This window comes from Kitasatospora sp. LaBMicrA B282 (assembly GCF_050325825.1).
Lineage (GTDB): Bacteria > Actinomycetota > Actinomycetes > Streptomycetales > Streptomycetaceae > Kitasatospora.
On sequence record NZ_JBNQTI010000171.1, the window covers coordinates 1 to 18,315 of the forward strand.

General features: G+C 74.3%; 15 protein-coding genes and 1 pseudogene. 7 read left to right on the forward strand and 9 right to left on the reverse strand.

Going from position 1 to position 18,315, the window contains the following annotated elements:
* Together ACQRUO_RS32370 and ACQRUO_RS32375 are read left to right on the forward strand one after the other, a co-directional pair.
* A pseudogene (locus tag ACQRUO_RS32370) lies at positions 1-1,239 on the forward strand (hypothetical protein); the annotation flags it as partial.
* Positions 1,240-2,111: 872 nt separating this feature from the next.
* Complete coding sequence (locus tag ACQRUO_RS32375) at positions 2,112-3,152, forward strand: NAD(P)H-binding protein (RefSeq protein ID WP_428319692.1); 1,041 nt, start codon at positions 2,112-2,114, stop codon at positions 3,150-3,152.
* 71 nt (positions 3,153-3,223) lie between these two features.
* On the opposite strand, the gene ACQRUO_RS32380 is transcribed toward ACQRUO_RS32375, so the two are convergent.
* The 5 genes from ACQRUO_RS32380 to ACQRUO_RS32400 all read right to left on the reverse strand — a co-directional run bounded on the left by ACQRUO_RS32380 (position 3,224) and on the right by ACQRUO_RS32400 (position 8,491).
* Positions 3,224-3,982 (reverse strand): DUF4239 domain-containing protein, encoded by a 759-nt coding sequence (locus ACQRUO_RS32380; RefSeq protein ID WP_428319693.1) that lies wholly within the window; start codon positions 3,980-3,982, stop codon positions 3,224-3,226.
* A gap of 128 nt (positions 3,983-4,110) precedes the next feature.
* Positions 4,111-5,271, reverse strand: coding sequence for a family 2 encapsulin nanocompartment cargo protein polyprenyl transferase (locus ACQRUO_RS32385; RefSeq protein ID WP_428319694.1), 1,161 nt, complete (start codon positions 5,269-5,271; stop codon positions 4,111-4,113).
* A 128-nt stretch (positions 5,272-5,399) separates the two neighbouring features.
* A complete protein-coding gene (locus tag ACQRUO_RS32390) occupies positions 5,400-6,824 on the reverse strand; it encodes a family 2B encapsulin nanocompartment shell protein (RefSeq protein WP_428319695.1) in 1,425 nt (474 codons plus the stop codon).
* A gap of 210 nt (positions 6,825-7,034) precedes the next feature.
* On the reverse strand, positions 7,035-7,586 hold the full coding sequence (locus ACQRUO_RS32395; protein ID WP_428319696.1) for a methylated-DNA--[protein]-cysteine S-methyltransferase: 552 nt from the start codon (positions 7,584-7,586) through the stop codon (positions 7,035-7,037).
* Positions 7,583-8,491, reverse strand: coding sequence for a helix-turn-helix transcriptional regulator (locus tag ACQRUO_RS32400; RefSeq protein WP_428319697.1), 909 nt, complete (start codon positions 8,489-8,491; stop codon positions 7,583-7,585). The genes ACQRUO_RS32395 and ACQRUO_RS32400 overlap by 4 nt, the downstream gene beginning before the upstream one ends.
* Before the next feature lie 171 nt (positions 8,492-8,662).
* Between ACQRUO_RS32400 and ACQRUO_RS32405 the strand changes: the two genes are divergently transcribed.
* Positions 8,663-9,475 carry an SDR family oxidoreductase gene (locus ACQRUO_RS32405; protein WP_428319698.1) on the forward strand — a complete coding sequence of 271 codons (813 nt, stop codon included), beginning with the start codon at positions 8,663-8,665 and terminating at the stop codon, positions 9,473-9,475.
* Between the two features lie 41 nt (positions 9,476-9,516).
* Here the strand turns inward: ACQRUO_RS32405 and ACQRUO_RS32410 are convergent, their stop codons facing one another.
* Both ACQRUO_RS32410 and ACQRUO_RS32415 read right to left on the reverse strand, forming a co-directional pair.
* Entirely contained in the window at positions 9,517-11,346 is a 1,830-nt protein-coding gene (locus ACQRUO_RS32410; RefSeq protein WP_428319699.1) for a glycoside hydrolase family 35 protein, read from the reverse strand.
* Positions 11,347-11,469: 123 nt separating this feature from the next.
* Positions 11,470-12,708, reverse strand: coding sequence for a M23 family metallopeptidase (locus ACQRUO_RS32415; protein ID WP_428319700.1), 1,239 nt, complete (start codon positions 12,706-12,708; stop codon positions 11,470-11,472).
* Positions 12,709-12,940: 232 nt separating this feature from the next.
* Between ACQRUO_RS32415 and ACQRUO_RS32420 the strand changes: the two genes are divergently transcribed.
* A complete protein-coding gene (locus ACQRUO_RS32420) occupies positions 12,941-13,807 on the forward strand; it encodes a polysaccharide deacetylase family protein (protein ID WP_428319701.1) in 867 nt (288 codons plus the stop codon).
* A gap of 65 nt (positions 13,808-13,872) precedes the next feature.
* On the opposite strand, the gene ACQRUO_RS32425 is transcribed toward ACQRUO_RS32420, so the two are convergent.
* On the reverse strand, positions 13,873-14,859 hold the full coding sequence (locus ACQRUO_RS32425; RefSeq protein WP_428319702.1) for a LuxR C-terminal-related transcriptional regulator: 987 nt from the start codon (positions 14,857-14,859) through the stop codon (positions 13,873-13,875).
* A gap of 521 nt (positions 14,860-15,380) precedes the next feature.
* Between ACQRUO_RS32425 and ACQRUO_RS32430 the strand changes: the two genes are divergently transcribed.
* The 3 genes from ACQRUO_RS32430 to ACQRUO_RS32440 all read left to right on the forward strand — a co-directional run bounded on the left by ACQRUO_RS32430 (position 15,381) and on the right by ACQRUO_RS32440 (position 17,347).
* A complete protein-coding gene (locus tag ACQRUO_RS32430) occupies positions 15,381-15,554 on the forward strand; it encodes a hypothetical protein (protein WP_428319703.1) in 174 nt (57 codons plus the stop codon).
* A 261-nt stretch (positions 15,555-15,815) separates the two neighbouring features.
* Entirely contained in the window at positions 15,816-16,703 is an 888-nt protein-coding gene (locus ACQRUO_RS32435) for a hypothetical protein (protein ID WP_428319704.1), read from the forward strand.
* Positions 16,637-17,347 (forward strand): VOC family protein, encoded by a 711-nt coding sequence (locus ACQRUO_RS32440; RefSeq protein WP_428319705.1) that lies wholly within the window; start codon positions 16,637-16,639, stop codon positions 17,345-17,347. The genes ACQRUO_RS32435 and ACQRUO_RS32440 overlap by 67 nt, the downstream gene beginning before the upstream one ends.
* 90 nt (positions 17,348-17,437) lie before the next feature.
* On the opposite strand, the gene ACQRUO_RS32445 is transcribed toward ACQRUO_RS32440, so the two are convergent.
* The coding region (locus tag ACQRUO_RS32445) for a helix-turn-helix transcriptional regulator (protein WP_428319706.1) at positions 17,438-18,315 on the reverse strand (878 nt) is incomplete at its 5' end.

The window sequence follows — 18,315 nt, forward strand, 5'->3', positions numbered from 1 at the left end:
CCCGGCCCGGGCCCGGCGGCCGTGCGGGCGGTCGCGGCGCAGGGGCAGGGGCAGGCAGCGGCTGGGCAGGCGCAGGGAGCGGCCGGGCAGCCGCTCGCCCGGTCCGCCCGGTTCGACCGGCGCGGCTTCCCCCGGCACCGGGCGCCCGGGCTGGTGGAGCGGCACCGCCGTGGTGGCGACCTGCACGAGCGCACCGTGCTGGTGCGGCAGCGGGCGCTCACCACCGGGGTGCTCGCCGCGGTGCTCTCGGCGCCGGTGACCGCGCTCTGGCTGGTCCACCGGGACGGGGCGGCGACGGCCGCCACGGCCGCGGTCACCTCGGTGCACGTGGCGGACGGGAGCCCGGAGGCGGCGGCCCCGACCCCGGCCCCGCAGGCGGCGCTGCCGCCGGCGAGCGGCCCGGTGGCGCGCAGCACCTCGCCGACGGACAGTGCGTTGGCGGCGGCCGTGGTGCGGCCGTCCGCACCGGCGGTGGGGGGCGGGGCCGGTGCGGGCTCGGCGGGATCGGGCGGCGCGGGTGCAGAAACGTTGCTGCCTCCACTGCAGGGCGCCGCCGTGCCCGTCCCCGCCCCGAACGCCCTGCCGATCAGCGACCCGGTCCTGCACGGCGTCCCGGTCCCAGCACCGCCCGTCACCCCGGCCACGCAGCTCGCTGTCGAGGCCGGCGCCTACGGCAACCGCACCGTGCTCACCCTCACCGACACCGGCGACACCCCGGTGGACTGGCGCGCCGTGCCGAACTGCGACTGGCTACGCCTCAGCCGCGACGCCGGCACCCTGGCCCCCGGCCAGCGGATCACCGTGATCGTGACGGTCGACGACCAGCGTGCCCCGCACGGTCACTGGACCGCCGACATCTCGCTGCCGCCGTCCGACGCCGTGGTCACGCTCACCGGCGACAGCGGCGGCACCCCCACGCCGACCCCGACCCCGTCGGGCGTACCGGCCACCCCCACCCCGAGCGCCACCGCGAACCCGAGCGGCGTCGCCAGCCCCACCCCCTCGGAGACCCCGGCCCCCGGCAGCAGCAGCGCCAGCAGCGCGCCCAGCAGCAGCGCGAGCCCCAGTGCGAGCCCCACGTCGGCCCCGCCCTCGGGCAGTTCGGCACCGCCGAGCCCGTCCAGCCCACCGAGCCCGAGGCCCACGGTCAGCCCGACCGGCTCCCCCGCCGGCCCCGCTCCCAGCTCCACACCGACCTCCGCCACGTCCAAACCCTCGCCGTCGTCGCCCGCACGCTGAACCGACCCACCCCAATAGGACTCACCAGAACGCGCCCGTGTTGCACCTCCCGGATGAGAAAGCAATGGGGATGTGGCCGAAGCGAGATCTGGCACCGCAGCCGAACGGCCATCCAGGCCCAAGGACCTGGGCGGCCGTGCTGCCGAACTCCCGCCCACCCAGAGCCGCGCCGCCACCGGCCGACCAGCCACGGGCGAACTCCCGCCCCAGCCCTTGGCCCCGCCCCCGGGACTCACGGCCCGGGCCGCCCCGCCCCCCCGGGCCGGCACCAAGGGCTGGGGGCGCGGGCCGAGGGCCCGTCTTCAAACTCCCGCCGCCCGCCCGGAGGGCGGGCAGGGCAGCGTCGGAGCGCGTGTATCGCAAGGCGAAGGAATGCAGGGGCCAGACCACCAGCCCCGGCACCAAGGTCCCAGGCGGCCCCGCCGCCGCGGGCCCGGGTCAGGGGCCCGCGTCAGGGGCCCGCGTCAGGGGTCCGGGTCGAGGCCAGGGTCAGGGGCCCGGGTCGAGGCCAGGGTCAGGGGCCCGGGTCGAGGCCAGGGTCAGGGGCCCGGGTCGAGGCCAGGGCCGGGGCCAGGGACCGAGGGCCAGGGACCGAGGCCAGGGACCGAGGGCAGGGGCCGAGGGCTGAGGGCCCGTGGTCGACCCCCGCCGTCCGCCCGGAGGCGGGCAGGGCAGCGTCGGGGCACGTGCATTGCAAGGCGAAGGACGTGCCCCAGCGGCCCGGACACCCAGCTCCGGGGCCGACACCCGGACCACCCCACCACCGCCGGCCCGGTCGAACTCACGTCCGCTCAGGGCGGATCTGCCGTCAGCGGATCCGCCGGGGGCGAACGTTCGGTCCGTGGGGTGGGGTGCGGGGGCACGATCGACGCATGCGAATCCTCTTCCTCGGCGGGTCGGTGTTCCTCGGCCGCGCCTTCGTGCAGGAGGCCCTGGCTCGGGGCCATGACGTGACCGTGTTCAACCGTGGCCGTTCCGGACCCGATCTGCCGGGTGTCGAGGCGGTGCGTGGTGACCGCCAGAGTGCGGCGGACCTGGCTGCGCTGGTCGAGCGGGCGCCCGGGCCCGAGCGGGCCTGGGACGTGGTGATCGACACCAGCGGTCAGCAGCCGCACACCGTGGCCGCCGCGGCCCGCGCGCTGCGCGAGCACGCCCGGCACTACGTCTTCGTCTCCTCGATCCACGCCTTCGTCGACTGGCCCGAGCGGCCGGTGGACGAGAGCTCACCGCTGCACGAGTGCGCCGCGGACTCGCCGGCCGACCTGCCGTTCAGCACCGCGCTGAAGGCGGGCTGCGAGCGGGCGGTGATCGCGGAGTTCGGCGCCGAGCGCTCGACCATCCTCAACTGCGGTCTGCTGGTCGGCCCGTACGAGAACGTCGGGCGGCTGCCCTGGTGGCTGGAGCGGATGGCGCGCGGCGGACGGGTGCTGGCGCCGGGCCGGCCGGAGCTGCCGATCCAGCTGATCGACGCCCGGGACTTCGCCACCTTCGGGCTGGACCTGGGCGAACGCGGGGTGGGCGGCCGCTTCCTCACCACCGCGCTGTCGGGGTCGAGCAGCTACGGCGAACTGTTGGCGGCGTGCGTGGCGGCCACTGGTTCGGACGCCGAGCTGGTCTGGGTGGACGACGACCGGCTGCGCGCCGCCGAGGTCACGCCGTGGAGCGAAGTGCCACTCTGGTTCCCGGAGTTCGAGGACGGGCAGCCGACCGCGATCTGGCAGGCGGACGCCCGCGCGGCAGCGGCGGCCGGGCTGCACTGCCGTCCGCTGGCCGAGACGGTGCGCGACACCTGGGCCTGGTTGCAGGAACGCGGCCCGCGGGACCGCCCATACACCCAGGGGGCGCAGGGCGACGTGATCGGCATCGACCCGGCGAAGGAGCAGCGGATCCTGGCGGAGCTGCCAGCAGGCTGACAGCCCGCTGGCGCGGGAAGTCGGCATCACCGACTTCCCGCGCCAGCGGGGACCGTTGGAGACCTCGGGGCTCAGCGCGGCGGAGGGAGCCGCTGGAGGAAGACCTCGAAGGCCGTGGGCTTGACCGCGGTCACCCCGGTGAAGGGGAAGTTCATCTCCTTGATCACCAGGAGCGAGATCACCACCAGTCCGCCCAGCGAGAGCACCATCAGCGAGTGGGCCAGGGTGTTGGGCAGGCCGAAGAGGAAGGTGAAGCCGACGGTCAGCAACCCGCCCACGATCAGCGCCGCCCACAGGATGCTCGGCACCTCGTCGTCGACCTCGTTCAACCGCTCCCGGCGCTGCGAGGCGAGGTCCTCGACGTGGCTGACCGCGTGCTCGTAGAGGGTCTGCTGCTGGGCGTTGGTCGGGTTGATCGAGAAGACGCTGTCCCGCATGTCGTAGACGAGCTGGGTGGCATCGGGGCTGCTCTGGTGACGGGCCATCAGCGGCCATTCGTCGTCCATCACGGTCCGCGCGTAGGTGAGGGACTGCTGTTCCAGCTGCGGGCCGACCGGAGCGGGGAGTTGGCGCGAGATCCAGTAGATGCCGGCGACCGCGTCGGCCTCCTGGAAGGTGGTCTTGCGGGCCCCGTCGTTGTTGGTCCAGACGGTGACCACGACGAAGGCGAGGAGCACGGCGTAGATCACGCCGACCGCCGCGAAGATGAACCCCGCGACGTCGTTGTGGGCTTCGCGCACGTGGTGCGGCACCCAGCGTTGCAACAGCTTGATCATGACGGCCAGAACGGCCAGGACGACGAGGACAGTACCGATGTCCATCAGGCTCATGGAGGGGGTCCTTGCGTTTCCGGTGCAGGGCGCACCGGTACCCGGGCAGGGAGAGGTGACGTGGGATCAGCCGGGTTGGGTTGAGGTGACGGTGGGAGTGAAGGTGAAGTGGGCTGGGCCGAGCGGCCTCAGCGGTTGCGGCGGGTGACCAACTCGGCCAGGGCCAGCAGGTCGTCGGCGGCCGAGGGCTCCGGGACGGCGACCGCGAGGTGCTCGATCGCTGCCGCCATCCGCTCGCAGGAGGCGCCCTGGGCCCAGGCGCGGCCACCGGCCGCCTCGACGGCCGCGGTGGCGCGCTGCACCTCCGCCGCGGTGAGCGGGCGGTCCAGGGCGTAGATCTGGGCCAGTTCGGCGCCGGCCGCGGTGCCGGAGCAGAGCGCCGCCACCACCGGGAGGGACTTCTTGCGGACCAGCAGGTCCGCCCCGACCGGCTTGCCGGTCACCGCCGGGTCGCCCCAGATGCCGATCAGGTCGTCGATCAGCTGGAAGGCGAGGCCGATCTCGCGGCCGAAGGCGTCCATCGCCTCGGCCGCCCGCTCGCTCGCCCCGCCGTAGACCGCGCCGACCGCGCAGGCGGCGCCGAGCAACGCACCGGTCTTCGCCTCCGCCATGGCCAGGCACTCCGCCAACGAGACGGTGCTGCGGCGCTCGAAGGCGCAGTCCGCCTGCTGGCCGTCACAGAGCTCGACCACGCAGTGGGCCAGCCGGCGCAGCGCCTCGGCGGCTGCGGGGTGGGTGTCCTCGGCCAGGGTGCGCAGGGCCAACGAGTGCATCGCGTCACCGGCCAGGATCGCCTCGGTGGCGCCGAACACCCGCCAGGCGGTGGGACGGTGGCGACGGGTCTCGTCGCGGTCGATCACGTCGTCGTGCAGCAGGGTGAAGTTGTGGACCAGTTCGACGGCGGCGGCGACCCTGGTCACCGACTGGGCCGCGGCTGCGGCCGCGGCCGGCGAGCCCGCGCAGGCCTGGGCGGCGGCCAGCACCAGGGCCGGCCGGATGGCCTTGCCCGGATCGGCGTCGGAGGGCGAGCCGTCGGCCTCCCGCCAGCCGAAGTGGTAGGCGGCGACGCGGGCCATCGACTCCGGCATGGTGTCGACCGCCGCCCGCAGCGCCGGGTCGACGACCGCCCGGGCCCGGGCCAGCAGCTCGACCGCCTGCTCCTCGCCGGCGGCGCCCGACCCGGCGGGCGCAGTCGACAACGTCGGCCCGGTCTGCGCGAGGGGCGCCGTCCGCGTGGCCGGTATGGCACTGCCCCGGCGGAGGGTCTCGATGCCGGTTTCGCTGCCCATGATCACTGATCCCCCCAGAATGGAATGATTCGAACTGAAGCGGCGACGATCGGACCTCGATCGGCGCCGCCCACCGGCCGCCCGGTCACCCCGGAAGATGCCCGGGGTGACCGGATTCGGAACCCCGATCAGGAGCGCGGCCGGGAAATTTCCACGTTCTCCAGAACGCCGATCGCATCGGGCACCAGAATGGCGGCCGAGTAGTAGGCGCTCACCAGGTAGGAAATGATCGCCTTTTCGTTGATGCCCATGAATCGAACGGAAAGGCTGGGCTGGTACTCGTCCGGCAGGCCGGTCTGGTGCAGGCCGACCACGCCCTGGTTGTCCTCGCCGATACGCATCCCGATGATCGAGCTGGTGTGGCCGTCCACGATCGGGATCTTGTTGCAGGAGAGGATCGGCACCCCGCGCCACGAGGGCACCTGCTGGCCCTGCAGCTCGACGGTGCCCGGGTAGATGCCCCGGCTGCTGCACTCGCGACCGAAGGCGGCGATCGCCCGCGGGTGGGCCAGGAAGACCTTGGTGCCCCGGCGGCGGGAGAGCAGCTCGTCCATGTCGTCGGGGGTGGGCGGGCCGGAGTGGGTCTGGATCCGCTGGTCGTACTCGGCGTTCTGCAGCAGGCCGAACTCGGGGTTGTTGACCAGCTCGTACTCCTGGCGCTCGCGCAGCGCCTCGATGGTGAGCTTGAGCTGCTCCTCGATCTGGTTCATCGGCTCGTTGTAGAGGTCCGCGACCCGGCTGTGCACCCGCAGCACGGTCTGCGCGACGCTCAACTCGTACTCGCGCGGGGCGAGCTCGTAGTCGACGAAGGTGCCGGGCAGGTCGTGCTCGCCCTCGTGGCCGGCGGCCAGCTCGATCTCGGCCTCGCCGTGCCTGGTCTGCGGCTTGCCGGAATCGGCGAGGTAGTCCATCAGCTGGGTGCGCAGCGCCTCGGAGCGGTCCGCGAGCTCCTGGAAGGCGGGCCAGGCGAGCGCCATCAGGGTGCCGGCGGTGGCGGCGGTGACGCCGTAGGGCCAGGTGCCGTCGGCGGAGGTGAGCGCCTCGTCGCCGATCCGGTCGCCGTCGGCCAGGACGCCGACCACGGCCTGGTCACCGTACTTGCCGGTGCCGATCTTGTTGACCTTGCCGTGCGCGATCAGGTAGACCTCGTTGATCGGCTGGCCGGCCTCGAAGAGCACCTCGCCGGCCCGGAAGTCGCGCTGCGAGAAGCGGGTGGCGAGCTCCTCCAGCACCGCGTCGTCCTCGAAGCCCTGCAGCGGCGGGAGCTCGCGCAGCGAGGGCGCGTGCACCCGGACCTGGGCGCCCGTCTTGACGAAGCTGACCCGGCCCTTGCCGACGGCGTAGCTCAACCGGCGGTTGACCCGGTAGGTCCCACCGGACACCTGGACCCACGGCAGCACCCTGAGCAGCCACCGCGAACTGATGCCCTGCATCTGCGGCGTGGACTTGGTGGTTGTGGCAAGATTCCGAGCCGCAGCGGTCGCCAGGCTCTGCTGCTGGTTCTCCGCCGAGCTGCCGGGTGCCGGAATGCCGACAGTGGTCTCGGTTGTCATGACGGGGCCCTCCCCCACTCAAAAGGTACGGACTGCTGCCGATACGGACTTCTGCATTCCAGAGTGGAGTAACGCCGATCAATCCGCAATCACTCGGACGAGTGATTGAAGGGTCGGCAGAATAAGTACGATTAGCTATTCTGATCGATTTCTGTTCGGGGATTTTCGGACAGAATCGTTCCTTCAGGTCACCCGTTCGGCCGGCCCCGGTCAGCCCGGCCCGTCCCAGTCCAGTGTCGGTGCCAGCCACCCCTCCAGGGTCAGCAGCCAGCGCTTGACCTCCAGGCCGACCCGCCCGTTGCCGAAGCCGCCCAGGCCGTCCGCCGCCACCACCCGGTGGCACGGCACCAGCACCGCGAGCGGGTTGGCGCCCATCATCTGGCCCACCGCCCGGGCCGCCAGCCCCGGACTGTCGGCCGCCTCCTCGAACACCCCGCTGCGCTGCGCCAGTCGGCCGTAGGTGATCGCCTCGCCGTACGGCACCGTCCGGTGGAGCGTCTCCAGCACCGTCCGGTGCGGCCCGGTCACCAGCCGCCAGTCGACCGGCAGCGCCAACGTCCGCTCCCGCCCGGCGAAGTAGCCGGCGAACCGCTCGGCCACCCGGTCGGTGCGGCGGGCGTCGGTGCAGTCCGGCGACCCCGGCGGGCGGGCCTCGGGGCCGAAGTGCACCGCCGCCACCCCGAGCCCGGTGATCCCGACGGTCAGCGGCCCGCTGGGCAGCGGGCTGGGCACGGTCAGCCACTCGAGGGGCCCGACGCTCACGACCGCTCCCCCGCCGCCCCGGTGCGGGCCGCCGGCTGCGGCGCCGACCAGCCGGCCAGCAGCGCGAGCCGCTCCGCGGTGGGGCTGCCCGGCACCGCGGTGTAGCCCACCAGCAGCTGGTCCGGGTCGCCCGGCAGCGCCAGCGTCTCGTAGGCCAGCTCCAGCTCGCCGACCAGCGGGTGGCGGATCAACTTCACCCCCCAGGTCTTCTCCCGGACCTGGTGGTCGGCCCAGAGCCGGCGGAACTCCTGGCTGCCCAGCGAGAGGTCGCCGACCAGCGAGGCCAGCTCCGGGTCGTCCGGGTGGCGGCCCGCGTCCAGCCGCAGGTAGGCGACGGTCTCCGCGGCGACCGCCGGCCATTGCGGGTACTCGTCCCGGCTCCGCGGCTCCAGGAAGACCTGGCGGGCCATGTTGCGCTGCCGCGGCGCCATCGTCGAGAAGCCGCCCAGCGCGTCGCCGAGCGCGTTCCAGGCCAGCACGTCCATCCGGCGGCCGAGCACGAAGGCCGGCACCCCCGTCATGGCCTCGAGCAGCCGGCGCAGCCCCGGGCGGACCCGCCCGTCACCGTCCCGCGCGCCGGACCGGACACCGGACCGGGCGCCGGACCCGCCGCCCCGAGGTGTGCGCTCGGCGCGCGGCGGGCGGGCCAGCGCGTGCAGGTGGGCCCGCTCCACCTCGTCCAGCTCCAGCACCCGGGCGACCGCGTCCAGCACGGTGTCCGAGACGCTCGCCCCGCGGCCCTGTTCCAGCCGGACGTAGTAGTCGACGCTGACCCCCGCCAGCTGGGCCACCTCCTCCCGGCGCAGCCCCGGCACCCGGCGCTGCCCGTAGGAGCGCAGCCCCACGTCCTCCGGCTGGATCCGCGCCCGGCGCGACCGCAGGAAGTCCCCCAGCGTGTTCTCCATGCCCCCAAGCCTAGGGCGCCGGTGCGACGACCCGGCTGCTGCTGGGTGGTACTGGCGGACCCAGGCACAGCGGTGCCCTGCCCCGGCTCGGCGGCGGGCGGAAGCATCGGTCACGTCGGGCGGCCCGCAGCGCCGCCGAGCAGCACCGAGGACCCCAGCCAGGAGATCGCGATGACCACCACCACTGCCACCGCCGCCACCACCACTGCCACCACTGCCACCACCGGCTACCCGCAGCTCGCCGACCGCACCGCCGTGGTCACCGGCGCTGCCTCCGGGATGGGCGAGGCCACCGCCCGCCTGCTCGCCGCGAGCGGCGCTCGGGTGGCCCTGCTGGCCCGCCGCGCCGACCGGTTGGCCGACCTCGCCGCGGAGCTCACCGCGGCCGGCGGCCGGGCGCTGGCGGTGCCGGTCGACGTCACCGACCAGGGCGCCGTGGACGCCGCCGCGGCCGCCGTGCACGCCGCGTTCGGCCGGGTCGACCTGGTGGTCAACGCCGCCGGGGTGATGCTGCCCAACCCGGTGGCCGACGGCCGGCTGGACGAGTGGCAGCGGATGGTCGACACCAACCTGACCGGCGCGCTGCGCGTGGTGGCCGCCTTCCGCGCCGACCTGGTGGCGGCCGCGGCCGCCGGGCGCACCGCCGACCTGGTCAACGTCTCCTCGATCGGCGCGCACCTCACCTTCCCCGGCTACGCCGTCTACAGCGCGACCAAGGCCGCGCTGACCCACCTGTCGGCCGCGCTGCGCACCGAGTTCGGGCCGCTGGACGTGCGGGTCACCAACATCGAGCCCGGCCTGACCGAGACCGAGCTGGGCTCGCACGTCGACAACCCGGAGCTCGCCGCCCAGCTGGACGGGATGTTCCGGGTGATCCCGCCGCTGACCGCCGAGGACGTCGCCGACCTGATCGCCTGGACCACCTCCCGGCGCCCGGGCGTCAACCTGCGCCAGGCCGTGGTCCTGCCGACCCGCCAGGCCTGACGAACCCCCGGGCCCGACGGGCGCCCCGGCCCGACGGCCGCTCAGGCGCCGGCAGCCTCGCCGCCCAGCCGGTCCAGCACCGGCCGGTCGACCAGCGCCAGCCCGTCCCCGCGCGGACCGTGCAGCTCCAGCAGCACCACGTCGTTGCGGCCGGGACGGAGCAGCGGGCCCGGCAGGTAGAGGGTCTGCTGCGGGCCGATGTCCCAGTACCGGCCGAGCAGGAAGCCGTTCACCCAGCACAGCCCCTTGCCGTGCCCCTCGGTGTGCACGAAGGCGTCGGCCGGCCGGGCGACCTCCAGCGAGGCCCAGCGCAACACCGGGCGGTCCGTCAGCTCCGACTGCGGCGCCGGGTGTTCGCGGGCCGGGTGTTCACGGGCCGGGCCCGGATCGGCCAGCGGCAGCGGGAACATCTGCCAGCCCAGCAGCAGCTGCTGACCCAGCCGCACCCCGCCCGCGATGCCCTTGCGGTCGGCCAGCTGCGGGCCGTAGTTGACCCGGCCGAGGTTCTCCACCAGCAGCTCCAGCCGGACCCCGCCGGCCGGCACCGCGAACTCCACCCGGGCCGTGCCCGGTTCGGCCGACCGGTCCAGCACCCCGGCCGGGCGGCCGTCCAGGAAGACCTGCGCCCGGTCGCCGAGCCCGTCCACCACCAGCTCGGCGCCCTCCCTCGGGCCGCTCACCCAGGTCCGGTAGAGCACGAAGCCGTACGCCTGGTCGAGCTCCTCCATCGCGAGCGGGGCCGCGGCGGCGACCGGCACGGTGAGCTGCTCGGCCAGCTCCAGCAGCGGGACGGGCGGGCCCAACTCCAGGGTGCGCGGCGCCAGAACGCGCGGCTCCAGGACGCGCGGCGCCGACGGATCCGCCACGCCCGCCGGCAGCGGGGGCAGCTCGGTGTACCGGCCGAGCACCTCGCGGAAGGCCCAGAACTTCGCGGTCGGGCGCCCGGCCTCGTCGATCGCGGCGTCGTAGTCGTAGCTGGTGACGGTCGGCTTCAGCCGTCCGTCCTGCAGGTTGGCGCCGTTCAGGTAACCGAAGTTGGTGCCGCCGTGCGCCATGTAGAGGTTGACCGAGGCGCCGGCGGCGAGCAGCTCCGCCAGCACCCGGGCGGCGTCCGCGGCGTCCCGGGTGTGGTGCGGGGCGCCCCAGTTGTCGAACCAGCCGTTCCAGTACTCCATGCAGACCGGCGGGCCGTCCGGCAGGTACGCGCGCAGCACGGCGAAGCCCTCCGCGACCCGGTCGCCGAAGTTCACGGTGGGCAGCGCGTCGGGCAGCGTGCCGCCCTGCAGGTCGGGGTGGTGCGGCCCGTCGGAGGTGAAGAGCAGGCAGTGCGCGCCGCGCCGGCGCAGCCCGTCGGCCAGGTGCCGCAGGTAGGCGGCGTCGTTGCCGTAGCTCCCGTACTCGTTCTCCACCTGGAGCGCGAGCACCGGCCCGCCCTGCTCGGCGAGCAGCGGCACCAGCCGGGGCAGCAGCACGTCGAACCAGCGGTCGACGGCGGCCAGGAAGGCCGGGTCGGCGCAGCGCAGCCGGATCCCGCGGTCCTTCAGCAGCCAGGCGGGCAGCCCGCCGAAGTCCCACTCGGCACAGATGTACGGCCCCGGGCGGACCAGCACCTTGAGTCCGTGCCGGGCCGCGGTCCGGACGAACCGTTCCAGGTCCAGCAGCCCGCTGAACTCGTACTCCCCGGGCCGCGGCTCGTGCAGGTTCCAGGCCACGTAGGTCTCGACGGTGTTCAGGCCCATCGCCCGCAGCAGCGCCAGCCGGTCGTCCCACTGCTCGGGGTGCACCCGGAAGTAGTGCAGCGCGCCGGACAGGATCCGGAACGGGCGGCCGTCCAGGGCGAAGCCGTCCCGGTCGTAGCTGAGGCTGGACATGGCGGCGGACTCCTCGGGGCGTGGCGGCGGCGGACGGACCAGCCCCATGCTCCCCGACCGGGGCCCGGCGGCGGGTGAACTCCCGCCCGCCACTCGGCGGAACCCGGGTGACGGGAGCGCCGGTCAGCGGTCCAGGCGGCGACCGCGCAGGAGCTGTCGTCCAGGATTCGCGGCCAGCCGCAGCGGCACCGGGGTCACCCCGTCCGCCGTCCGCGCCTCGGCGTGCAGGTGCAGGTGGGGTTCGGTGGTGTTGCCGGAGTTGCCCACCTCGGCGAGCAGCTGGCCCGGGGCCACCTCGTCGCCCTCGGCGACCAGCAGGCTCCCCGCCCGCAGGTGGGCGAGGACCACCACGACCTCCGGGTCCGCGGCGGTGCGCAGCACCAGGTGGTTGCCCTCCGCGGGCTGCGACGCCAATGGACGCGACTCGAACGGGTTGGCGTGCACCGGCTGGTCGGGGTACCCGTCGACGGCCGTGACCACCGTGCCGGCGACCGGTGCGGCGACCTGCGCGCCGTGGGCGTGGTAGGCGGACGCCCGGCGCGGCGCCAGGCCGCGGGCCCGGGCGCCATAGCGGCCCAGGCAGCACACGTCCAGCGCGTAGGCCTGCTCCGGGTGGCCGGCGTGGTGGTTGACCTTCTTGCCGCCGCCCTGGGCGACCAGCGCCCGGCTGCCCGGCAGCGGGTTGGCGATCGCCAACGGCAGGCGCGCGGTGCGGGGCTCGCGGACGCCGGTGAACTGGGGCACGCCCCAGACCAGGACGAGGACGGCGCTCTCCCAGCCGGTGAGCGCGCGGCCGACGGGCAGCCCGGGGAACCGCGCCGCGCCCACCAGGAGCAGGGCCAGGCCCAGCACGCCGATCACCGGGCGGCCGTACTCGCTGAGCTGCCAGTACGGCAGGGCCCGCCAGCAGAGGACCAGCAGGCCGGTCCCGAGGACCAGCGCGCGCGCCAGGTCGACCCGGGTGGCGGCCAGCAGCGCGCCCGCGCCGCAGACCGCCAGGCCCAACGGCGTCAGCAGGAACAGGACGAGCTGGCACAGCTCCCGCAGCCGCTGCCCGGCCGAGCGGGGCCGGTCGTCCAGGACCCGCTCCAACCAGAGCCGCTCGATCCGCCCCTGCTCGTCGACCCCGATCACGGCGTGCAGCACCCCGCCGCGGCACTCCACCCGGTAGCGCCCGGGGCGTTCGGGTGCCGGGGCGATCGTCCGCAGCACGCCGCACTCCTTGGCGATCCCGACCCGGATCGCCGCCAGCTTCGCGCCACCGACCCGCTCGACGAAGCCGGGCGCGAAGAGCCCGTCGTCCAGCCGTCGCGTAGTCAGATAATCTCGCAGACGTTCCTGCTCGACCGCTGTCCTGTCCAACCCCGATCCCCCCGTCGACATCACGCCCGATTCCCCGTCGGGCCGTCATCAGGGTGCCACCAGCCGGCCGGTGGGCCTGCGCCGACCTCCCCGACGGGCCCGGCCGGCCACCCCGGTAACATCCAGCCGGCGCCCAGGAACTGTTCGCGTTCGGACCGCGTCGATGAGAAGTATCCGCACCGCCCGTCCACCGGTCCCGTCCCGCCAGCCCATCGGCCCCGAAGGTCTCGCCATGCCCATATCCCGGTCGTTCCGCCTGCCCAAGCCCACCGACTCGGACCTGCCCTCCCGTCGCCGCCTGCTCGCCTGGAGCACCCTCGGCGCCGCCACGCTCGCCTCCGCCGCCCTGGCCGGCTGCTCCGACTCCTCCGGCTCGAAGAACGCGGCGCCGCAGCCGTCGGACGGCCCCAACGACTCGTTCTCGCCGGCCGCCCCGGAGGACCCGTCGGCCGCCGCCGGCCTGCCCAGCCCCACCGCGAGCTCCACCGTGGCGGCGCGCACCAAGCCGGTCTACAAGGTGCACGACCTGCTCCCGAACGCCCCGACCGACGCGATCGCGCTGACCATCGACGACGGCCCCAGCCCGGTCTACACCCCGCAGATGCTCGCGCTGCTGCGCAAGTACGACATCCGCGCCACCTTCTCGGTGGTCGGCAGCCAGGCGCACGCGAACAAGGCCCTGATCAAGGCCATCGCCGCCGACGGGCACACCATCGCCAACCACACGATGTCCCACCCGCAGCCGTTCTCGAAGCGCTCCGACGCACAGATCCAGGCCCAGCTCGCCGACGCCCAGTCGGTCATCGTGGACGCCGGCGCCCCGGCCCCCACGCTGTTCCGCTCGCCGGGCGGCGACTGGTCCCCCGCCGTCTTCGCGGCCGCCGCCAAGTACGGCATGGTCCCGATCGACTGGGACGTGGACCCGCGCGACTGGTCCCGCCCGGGCGTCCCGCACATCACCGAGAAGCTGATGGCCGCCCACCCCGGCGACGTCCTGCTCTGCCACGACGGCGGCGGCGACCGCTCGCAGACCCTGGAGGCCCTGAAGTCGGTGCTGCCCGCGCTCAAGTCCAAGGGTCTGACCTTCGTGACCCTCTGACCCTCCCGAGCAGCACTCGCGGTCGCCCGGCCCGAGTCCGGTCTTCGGGCCGCCGGCGGGCCGGCTCAGAGCCAGCCTCGGCGGCCGGCGTGCAGGCCGGCCTCGAAGCGGCTGCGGGCGCCGAGGCGCTCCATCAGGTCGGCCATGATCCGGCGCACGGTGCGCACCGAGAGGCCGAGCTGCTTGCCGGCCGCCTCGTCGGTGCAGCCCTGGCCGAGCAGCCGGAGGAGTTCCTGTTCCTGGCGGGTCAGGCCCTGCTCGTCGCGCTCCTTGGGGGCGCCGAACGGGATGGCGTTCTCCCAGACCTGCTCGAAGAGCGAGACCAGGGCGGTGATCACGCCCTTGGTGCTGAGCTGGACCGCGCCCTTGCGGGTGTCGTTCGGGTCGATCGGCACCAGGGCGACCCGGCGGTCAAGGATGATCATCCGCAGCGGCAGCGCCGGCACCGTGCGCACCTCGCCGCCCAGTTCGGTCAGCCACTCGGCGTGCCGGGTGGTGGCCCGGTCCTTGCGGACGCTGTCCAGGTAGACGGAGCGCATCGACACCCCCCGGCCGAGCAGTTCCGAGTTGAGCGGGCGGCTGGCCTCCAGCGAGCTCGCGGACTGGGTGCCGCCGGGGCTGAAGGCGAGGCACTCGCCGGCGGTCGACCGGGTCAGCTCCTCCAACCGGGTCTGCACGGTGGCCATGCCCACCAGCCGCTCGATCTGGGTGTTGTCCTCGGTGGCCGACTCGTCGCGGTACTCGGCGAGCAGCCGGCTGATCGCGGCCTGGCTCTCCTCGAACTCCTGCTGGCTGCGCTGGCGCATCGCCTCGTTGTGCTGGAGCAGCGCCGGCAGGCCGACCCGGGGGTCGACCGGGTGCAGGCCGCCGGGGGCCTCGCCCGGGACGCCGTCGGAGGGGCGCAGCAGGCGGGCGTCGGTGAGCTGGGCGAGCGCGACCATGACCTCGGTCGGGTCCAGGCGTAGCCGGGCCGAGATCTGGGCAACGTCGAGTTGGTGGTCGGTCAGCAGCAGTCGGTAGACCGCCTCGGCCGCACTGTCGATCCCCTGCATTGTCGTCTTATCACCCCCGTTTACACCCGTTCCGGGCGCGGGCAAGTCTGCCGGAAGGATGCTTGGCGCGCCATCCTAGCGACCGACCGGAAATGATCTTCCGGATGGGGGAATCGTTGCCCTGTCCATGCTGAAGTATGGAATATATAGTTCAAATTCCAACGGACTCCGCAGAGGTTTGGACCACTGGCGTCGACCGGTCACCGGCCCGCCGGCGCGGCACCCGGCGGACGCACCGTCACCCACCCCCTGAGCGTGGCACCAAGATGCCAGCGCGATCTTCATGCCGCCCCGAAGGACTTCCGCCCCCAGTGCGGCTCTAGCAGACTTCGAGCCGTCGGGAGGTCGCAGCCGCCCGACTCGTCCCGGTCACGGATGACGCACCAGCAGTTGTCGCTTCAACTTGACGATGCGACATCAAAATGGTGACGCACGATTTGTCGTCCATTTCCGACCGGGCCTGCTTCCGAATGCGTTGTTTGCCTGGGGGAATCATGCGCTCTCGCACCATGTTGTCTTCGTTGTCCTTTGTCAGACTGACCGCCGGCGCCCTGGCCCTGACCGCCGCGCTCGGCGTGCTCGGCGGCTTCGCCCCGTCCTCGGCCCTGGCCGGCGCGACCGGGTCGGTCGCCTCCGTGCTGGCCGCCGGGGATGACGGCCAGCCCGTGCCCGGCGACGACATGCGCTGGGACTGACCCGACCGCACCCGGCCCGGACCGCGGCCCGACCCCGCCGCCGTCCGCCGAGCGCGCGCACCAACGCGTGCGGAACCGGCGCGTGACCGAAAACGATCGCCTGACCGAGTACGCATGCGAGGGCCGCACCCGCGGCCACCCACACGGCCGGAGCCCGCAGCCCCACCGACCCCACGGCACCCGCCCCTTCTCCAGGGGCCGGTCCGCCGGGCTCCGGCCGCCGCGATCAGAGCAAGACGCACCAACCCGTCAGGAGTCGCTGTGCCGGCTACCGAGCCGATCGTGCTGAACTTCTTCGGTTTCGAAGTCGCTGTCAGCTCGGCCGATCATGACGAAGTCGCCTTCCAGTTCGGCCCGCACGCCGTCCGGGGTTCCGCCGCCACCGACCAGCTGCGGGTGGAGTTCACCCGGCCCGGTCCCGGTGGCGCCGAGGAGATCCTGGTCCGGCGCGGCGACGGCACCCCGCTGCTGCGCCGCCCCTTCCGCGGCTGGGGGAACGTCCCACCGGTGCTGCCGCCCTTCGCGGTGCTGCAGGACCGCTTCTGCCTGGCCCAGGCCGTGGTGCTGGCCAAGGACGGGGTCACCGTGGCCCTGCTCGGCGGCCCGTACTCGGAGCAGGCGAACGTGGCCGCCGCGCTCGCGCACCGCTCCTGGGTGTTCGTCTCCGGGCGGCTGCTGGTGATGCACCGGGCCACCCGTCAGGTGCTGCCGTACCTGGTGCCGTTGGAGGCGCGCGGGCGGTCGGCGGCCTGGCTGCGCGGGGCCGGGCTGCCGGACGGGCTGTGGCGCACGGCCACCTCGCCGGTGGCCGGCGAGGTGGTGCTGGTGCGCCCGGAGTGCCTCGGGCCGGTGGCACCGGTCCGGGCCAGGCTGGCACCGCCCACCCTGGTCCGGCTGTGCCGCGGCGCCGACGAGGGCGTGCGTCTCACGCCGTGGGAGTTCACGGCGCAGACCTGGCCGGCCGACGGCGCACAGCTGCTGGCGGACGCGCCGACCTTCCGGCTGGAACTGCCCGGCGTGAGCGGGGCGGAGGAGGCGGCCGGACTGATTGACCAAGCCATGTCCCACAAGAAGGGCGCACCATGCCTCGACGTCTCCACTACGGCCCCGGCACCCCGTGCTGGGTTGACTGCATCACTCCGGATCTGACCGGCAGCCGTGCCTTCTACCGGGCCGTGATGGGCTGGGAGTTCGTCACCGAGTCACCCGACTACCAACTCGCCGAACTGGCCGGGGAGATCATCGGCGGCTTCGGCGCCGCCCCCGCCAACCTGCCGCCGCGGGCCGCCTGGAACGTCTACCTGGCCACCAAGGACGCCGAGCACACCTGCGCCCTGGTCCGCGGGCTCGGCGGGCAGGTGGTGATGAGCCCGGTGCCGGCCAGCGGGAACGGCCGGCTCTTCCTCGCGGTCGACCCCTCCGGCGTGGCGGTCGGCTTCTGGGAGGGGCACCAGGCCGAGGGGGTGGTGCTGGTGGACGAGGCCGGCGCGGTCTGCGGCCACGAACTGCGGGTGCCGGACGCCCGCCGCGCGGCCGCCTTCTACGGCGACCTGTTCGGCTACCGGCTGACCGCGGACGGGGAGTGGCTGGACCTCGAAGGGGCCGTCCGCACCCGGGTGGTGGAGAGCGACCAGGGCCGCTCGCTCTGGCTGCCGTACTTCGGGGCGTCCGACGTGCGGCGGACGGTGGAGAGCGCGCTGGTGCACGGGGCGCAGCTGGTCCGGTCGGGTCGAGGGGAGCCGACCGTGCTGCGCGACCCGTGGGGGGCGGAGTTCGGGCTGGTCGGCTGCTGACCGCAGCCGACCGGCCCGACGCCGTGGGCTCGGGATCGTCGGACAGGCCCTATCGCCCGCGGACTCGGCGCCCGCCGAGTCGGCACCCGCTCACAGCGCCTTCACCGCCGCCGCCAGCTCCGGCCGGCCCTTGATGGCGAGCTTGCGGTAGATCCGGCCCAGGTGGGTGTCGACCGTGCGCTTGCTCAGGCAGAGCCGCTCGGCCACCTCCAGGTTGCTCAGCCCCTGCAGCACCAGCTCGGTCACCCGCCGCTCGCTCGGCGTCAGCCGGACCGGTCCCGCGTCCCGGGTGCCGATCGCCGGGCTGCTGCGCTCCTCGACCGGGCGCGGGCGCGGGTCGGCGCCCGGCAGCGGGTCGGCCGTGATGGTCCGGGCCGCGGCGTGCTCGCCCAACGCCTGGTAGGCCTGCGCGGCGTGACTGCGCCAGGGCACGCAGGCCGGGTTGGCGATCCCGCGGGCGGCCAACTGGTGCCCGCACTCCAGGAAGAGCCGCAGCGCCTCGGCGTGCTCGCCGCGGGCGGCGGTCGCCAGTCCGCGGGCCTCCAGCACCAGCGCGCGCACCAGCGGATGGGTGTCGGCCGGCAGCACCCACCCGGTCAGCTTCGCCGGGTCCGGGAACTGGCCGCGGCGCAGCGCCGTGCGCACCAGCAACGCCTCGGCGGCGGCCGCCAGTTCGCCCGCCCGCAGCTGCTCGGCCAGCTGGGCGGCCCGCTCCGCGTCGGCCCGCGAGGCCTCCCCGTGGCCCTGCCGGTAGGCGATGTCCGAGCGGACCACCAGGGCCAGCGCCAACTCGCCCGGGTGGTTCCAGCGTTGGGCGGACCGGACGGCCCGCCCGGCCCAGGCCGCGGCCTCGTCCAGCAGCCCGCTCCAGGCGAAGGCCAGCACCGCGCCGAGCACCCCGGTGCCGGCCTCGGCCGGCGAGACGCCGCGCACGCAGCGGGCGGCCAGCGCGACCGCGCGGCGGTGCG

Excerpts from the sequence above, each read along its gene's own strand:
- ACQRUO_RS32400 (WP_428319697.1), bottom strand. The coding sequence starts at position 8,491 with ATGGAGAACACGCTGGGGGACTTCCTGCGGTCGCGCCGGGCGCGGATC.
- ACQRUO_RS32375 (WP_428319692.1), top strand. The coding sequence starts at position 2,112 with ATGCGAATCCTCTTCCTCGGCGGGTCGGTGTTCCTCGGCCGCGCCTTC.
- ACQRUO_RS32410 (WP_428319699.1), bottom strand. The coding sequence starts at position 11,346 with ATGTCCAGCCTCAGCTACGACCGGGACGGCTTCGCCCTGGACGGCCGC.
- ACQRUO_RS32440 (WP_428319705.1), top strand. The coding sequence starts at position 16,637 with ATGCCTCGACGTCTCCACTACGGCCCCGGCACCCCGTGCTGGGTTGAC.
- ACQRUO_RS32420 (WP_428319701.1), top strand. The coding sequence starts at position 12,941 with ATGCCCATATCCCGGTCGTTCCGCCTGCCCAAGCCCACCGACTCGGAC.
- ACQRUO_RS32390 (WP_428319695.1), bottom strand. The coding sequence starts at position 6,824 with ATGACAACCGAGACCACTGTCGGCATTCCGGCACCCGGCAGCTCGGCG.
- ACQRUO_RS32405 (WP_428319698.1), top strand. The coding sequence starts at position 8,663 with ATGACCACCACCACTGCCACCGCCGCCACCACCACTGCCACCACTGCC.
- ACQRUO_RS32380 (WP_428319693.1), bottom strand. The coding sequence starts at position 3,982 with ATGAGCCTGATGGACATCGGTACTGTCCTCGTCGTCCTGGCCGTTCTG.
- ACQRUO_RS32425 (WP_428319702.1), bottom strand. The coding sequence starts at position 14,859 with ATGCAGGGGATCGACAGTGCGGCCGAGGCGGTCTACCGACTGCTGCTG.
- ACQRUO_RS32385 (WP_428319694.1), bottom strand. The coding sequence starts at position 5,271 with ATGGGCAGCGAAACCGGCATCGAGACCCTCCGCCGGGGCAGTGCCATA.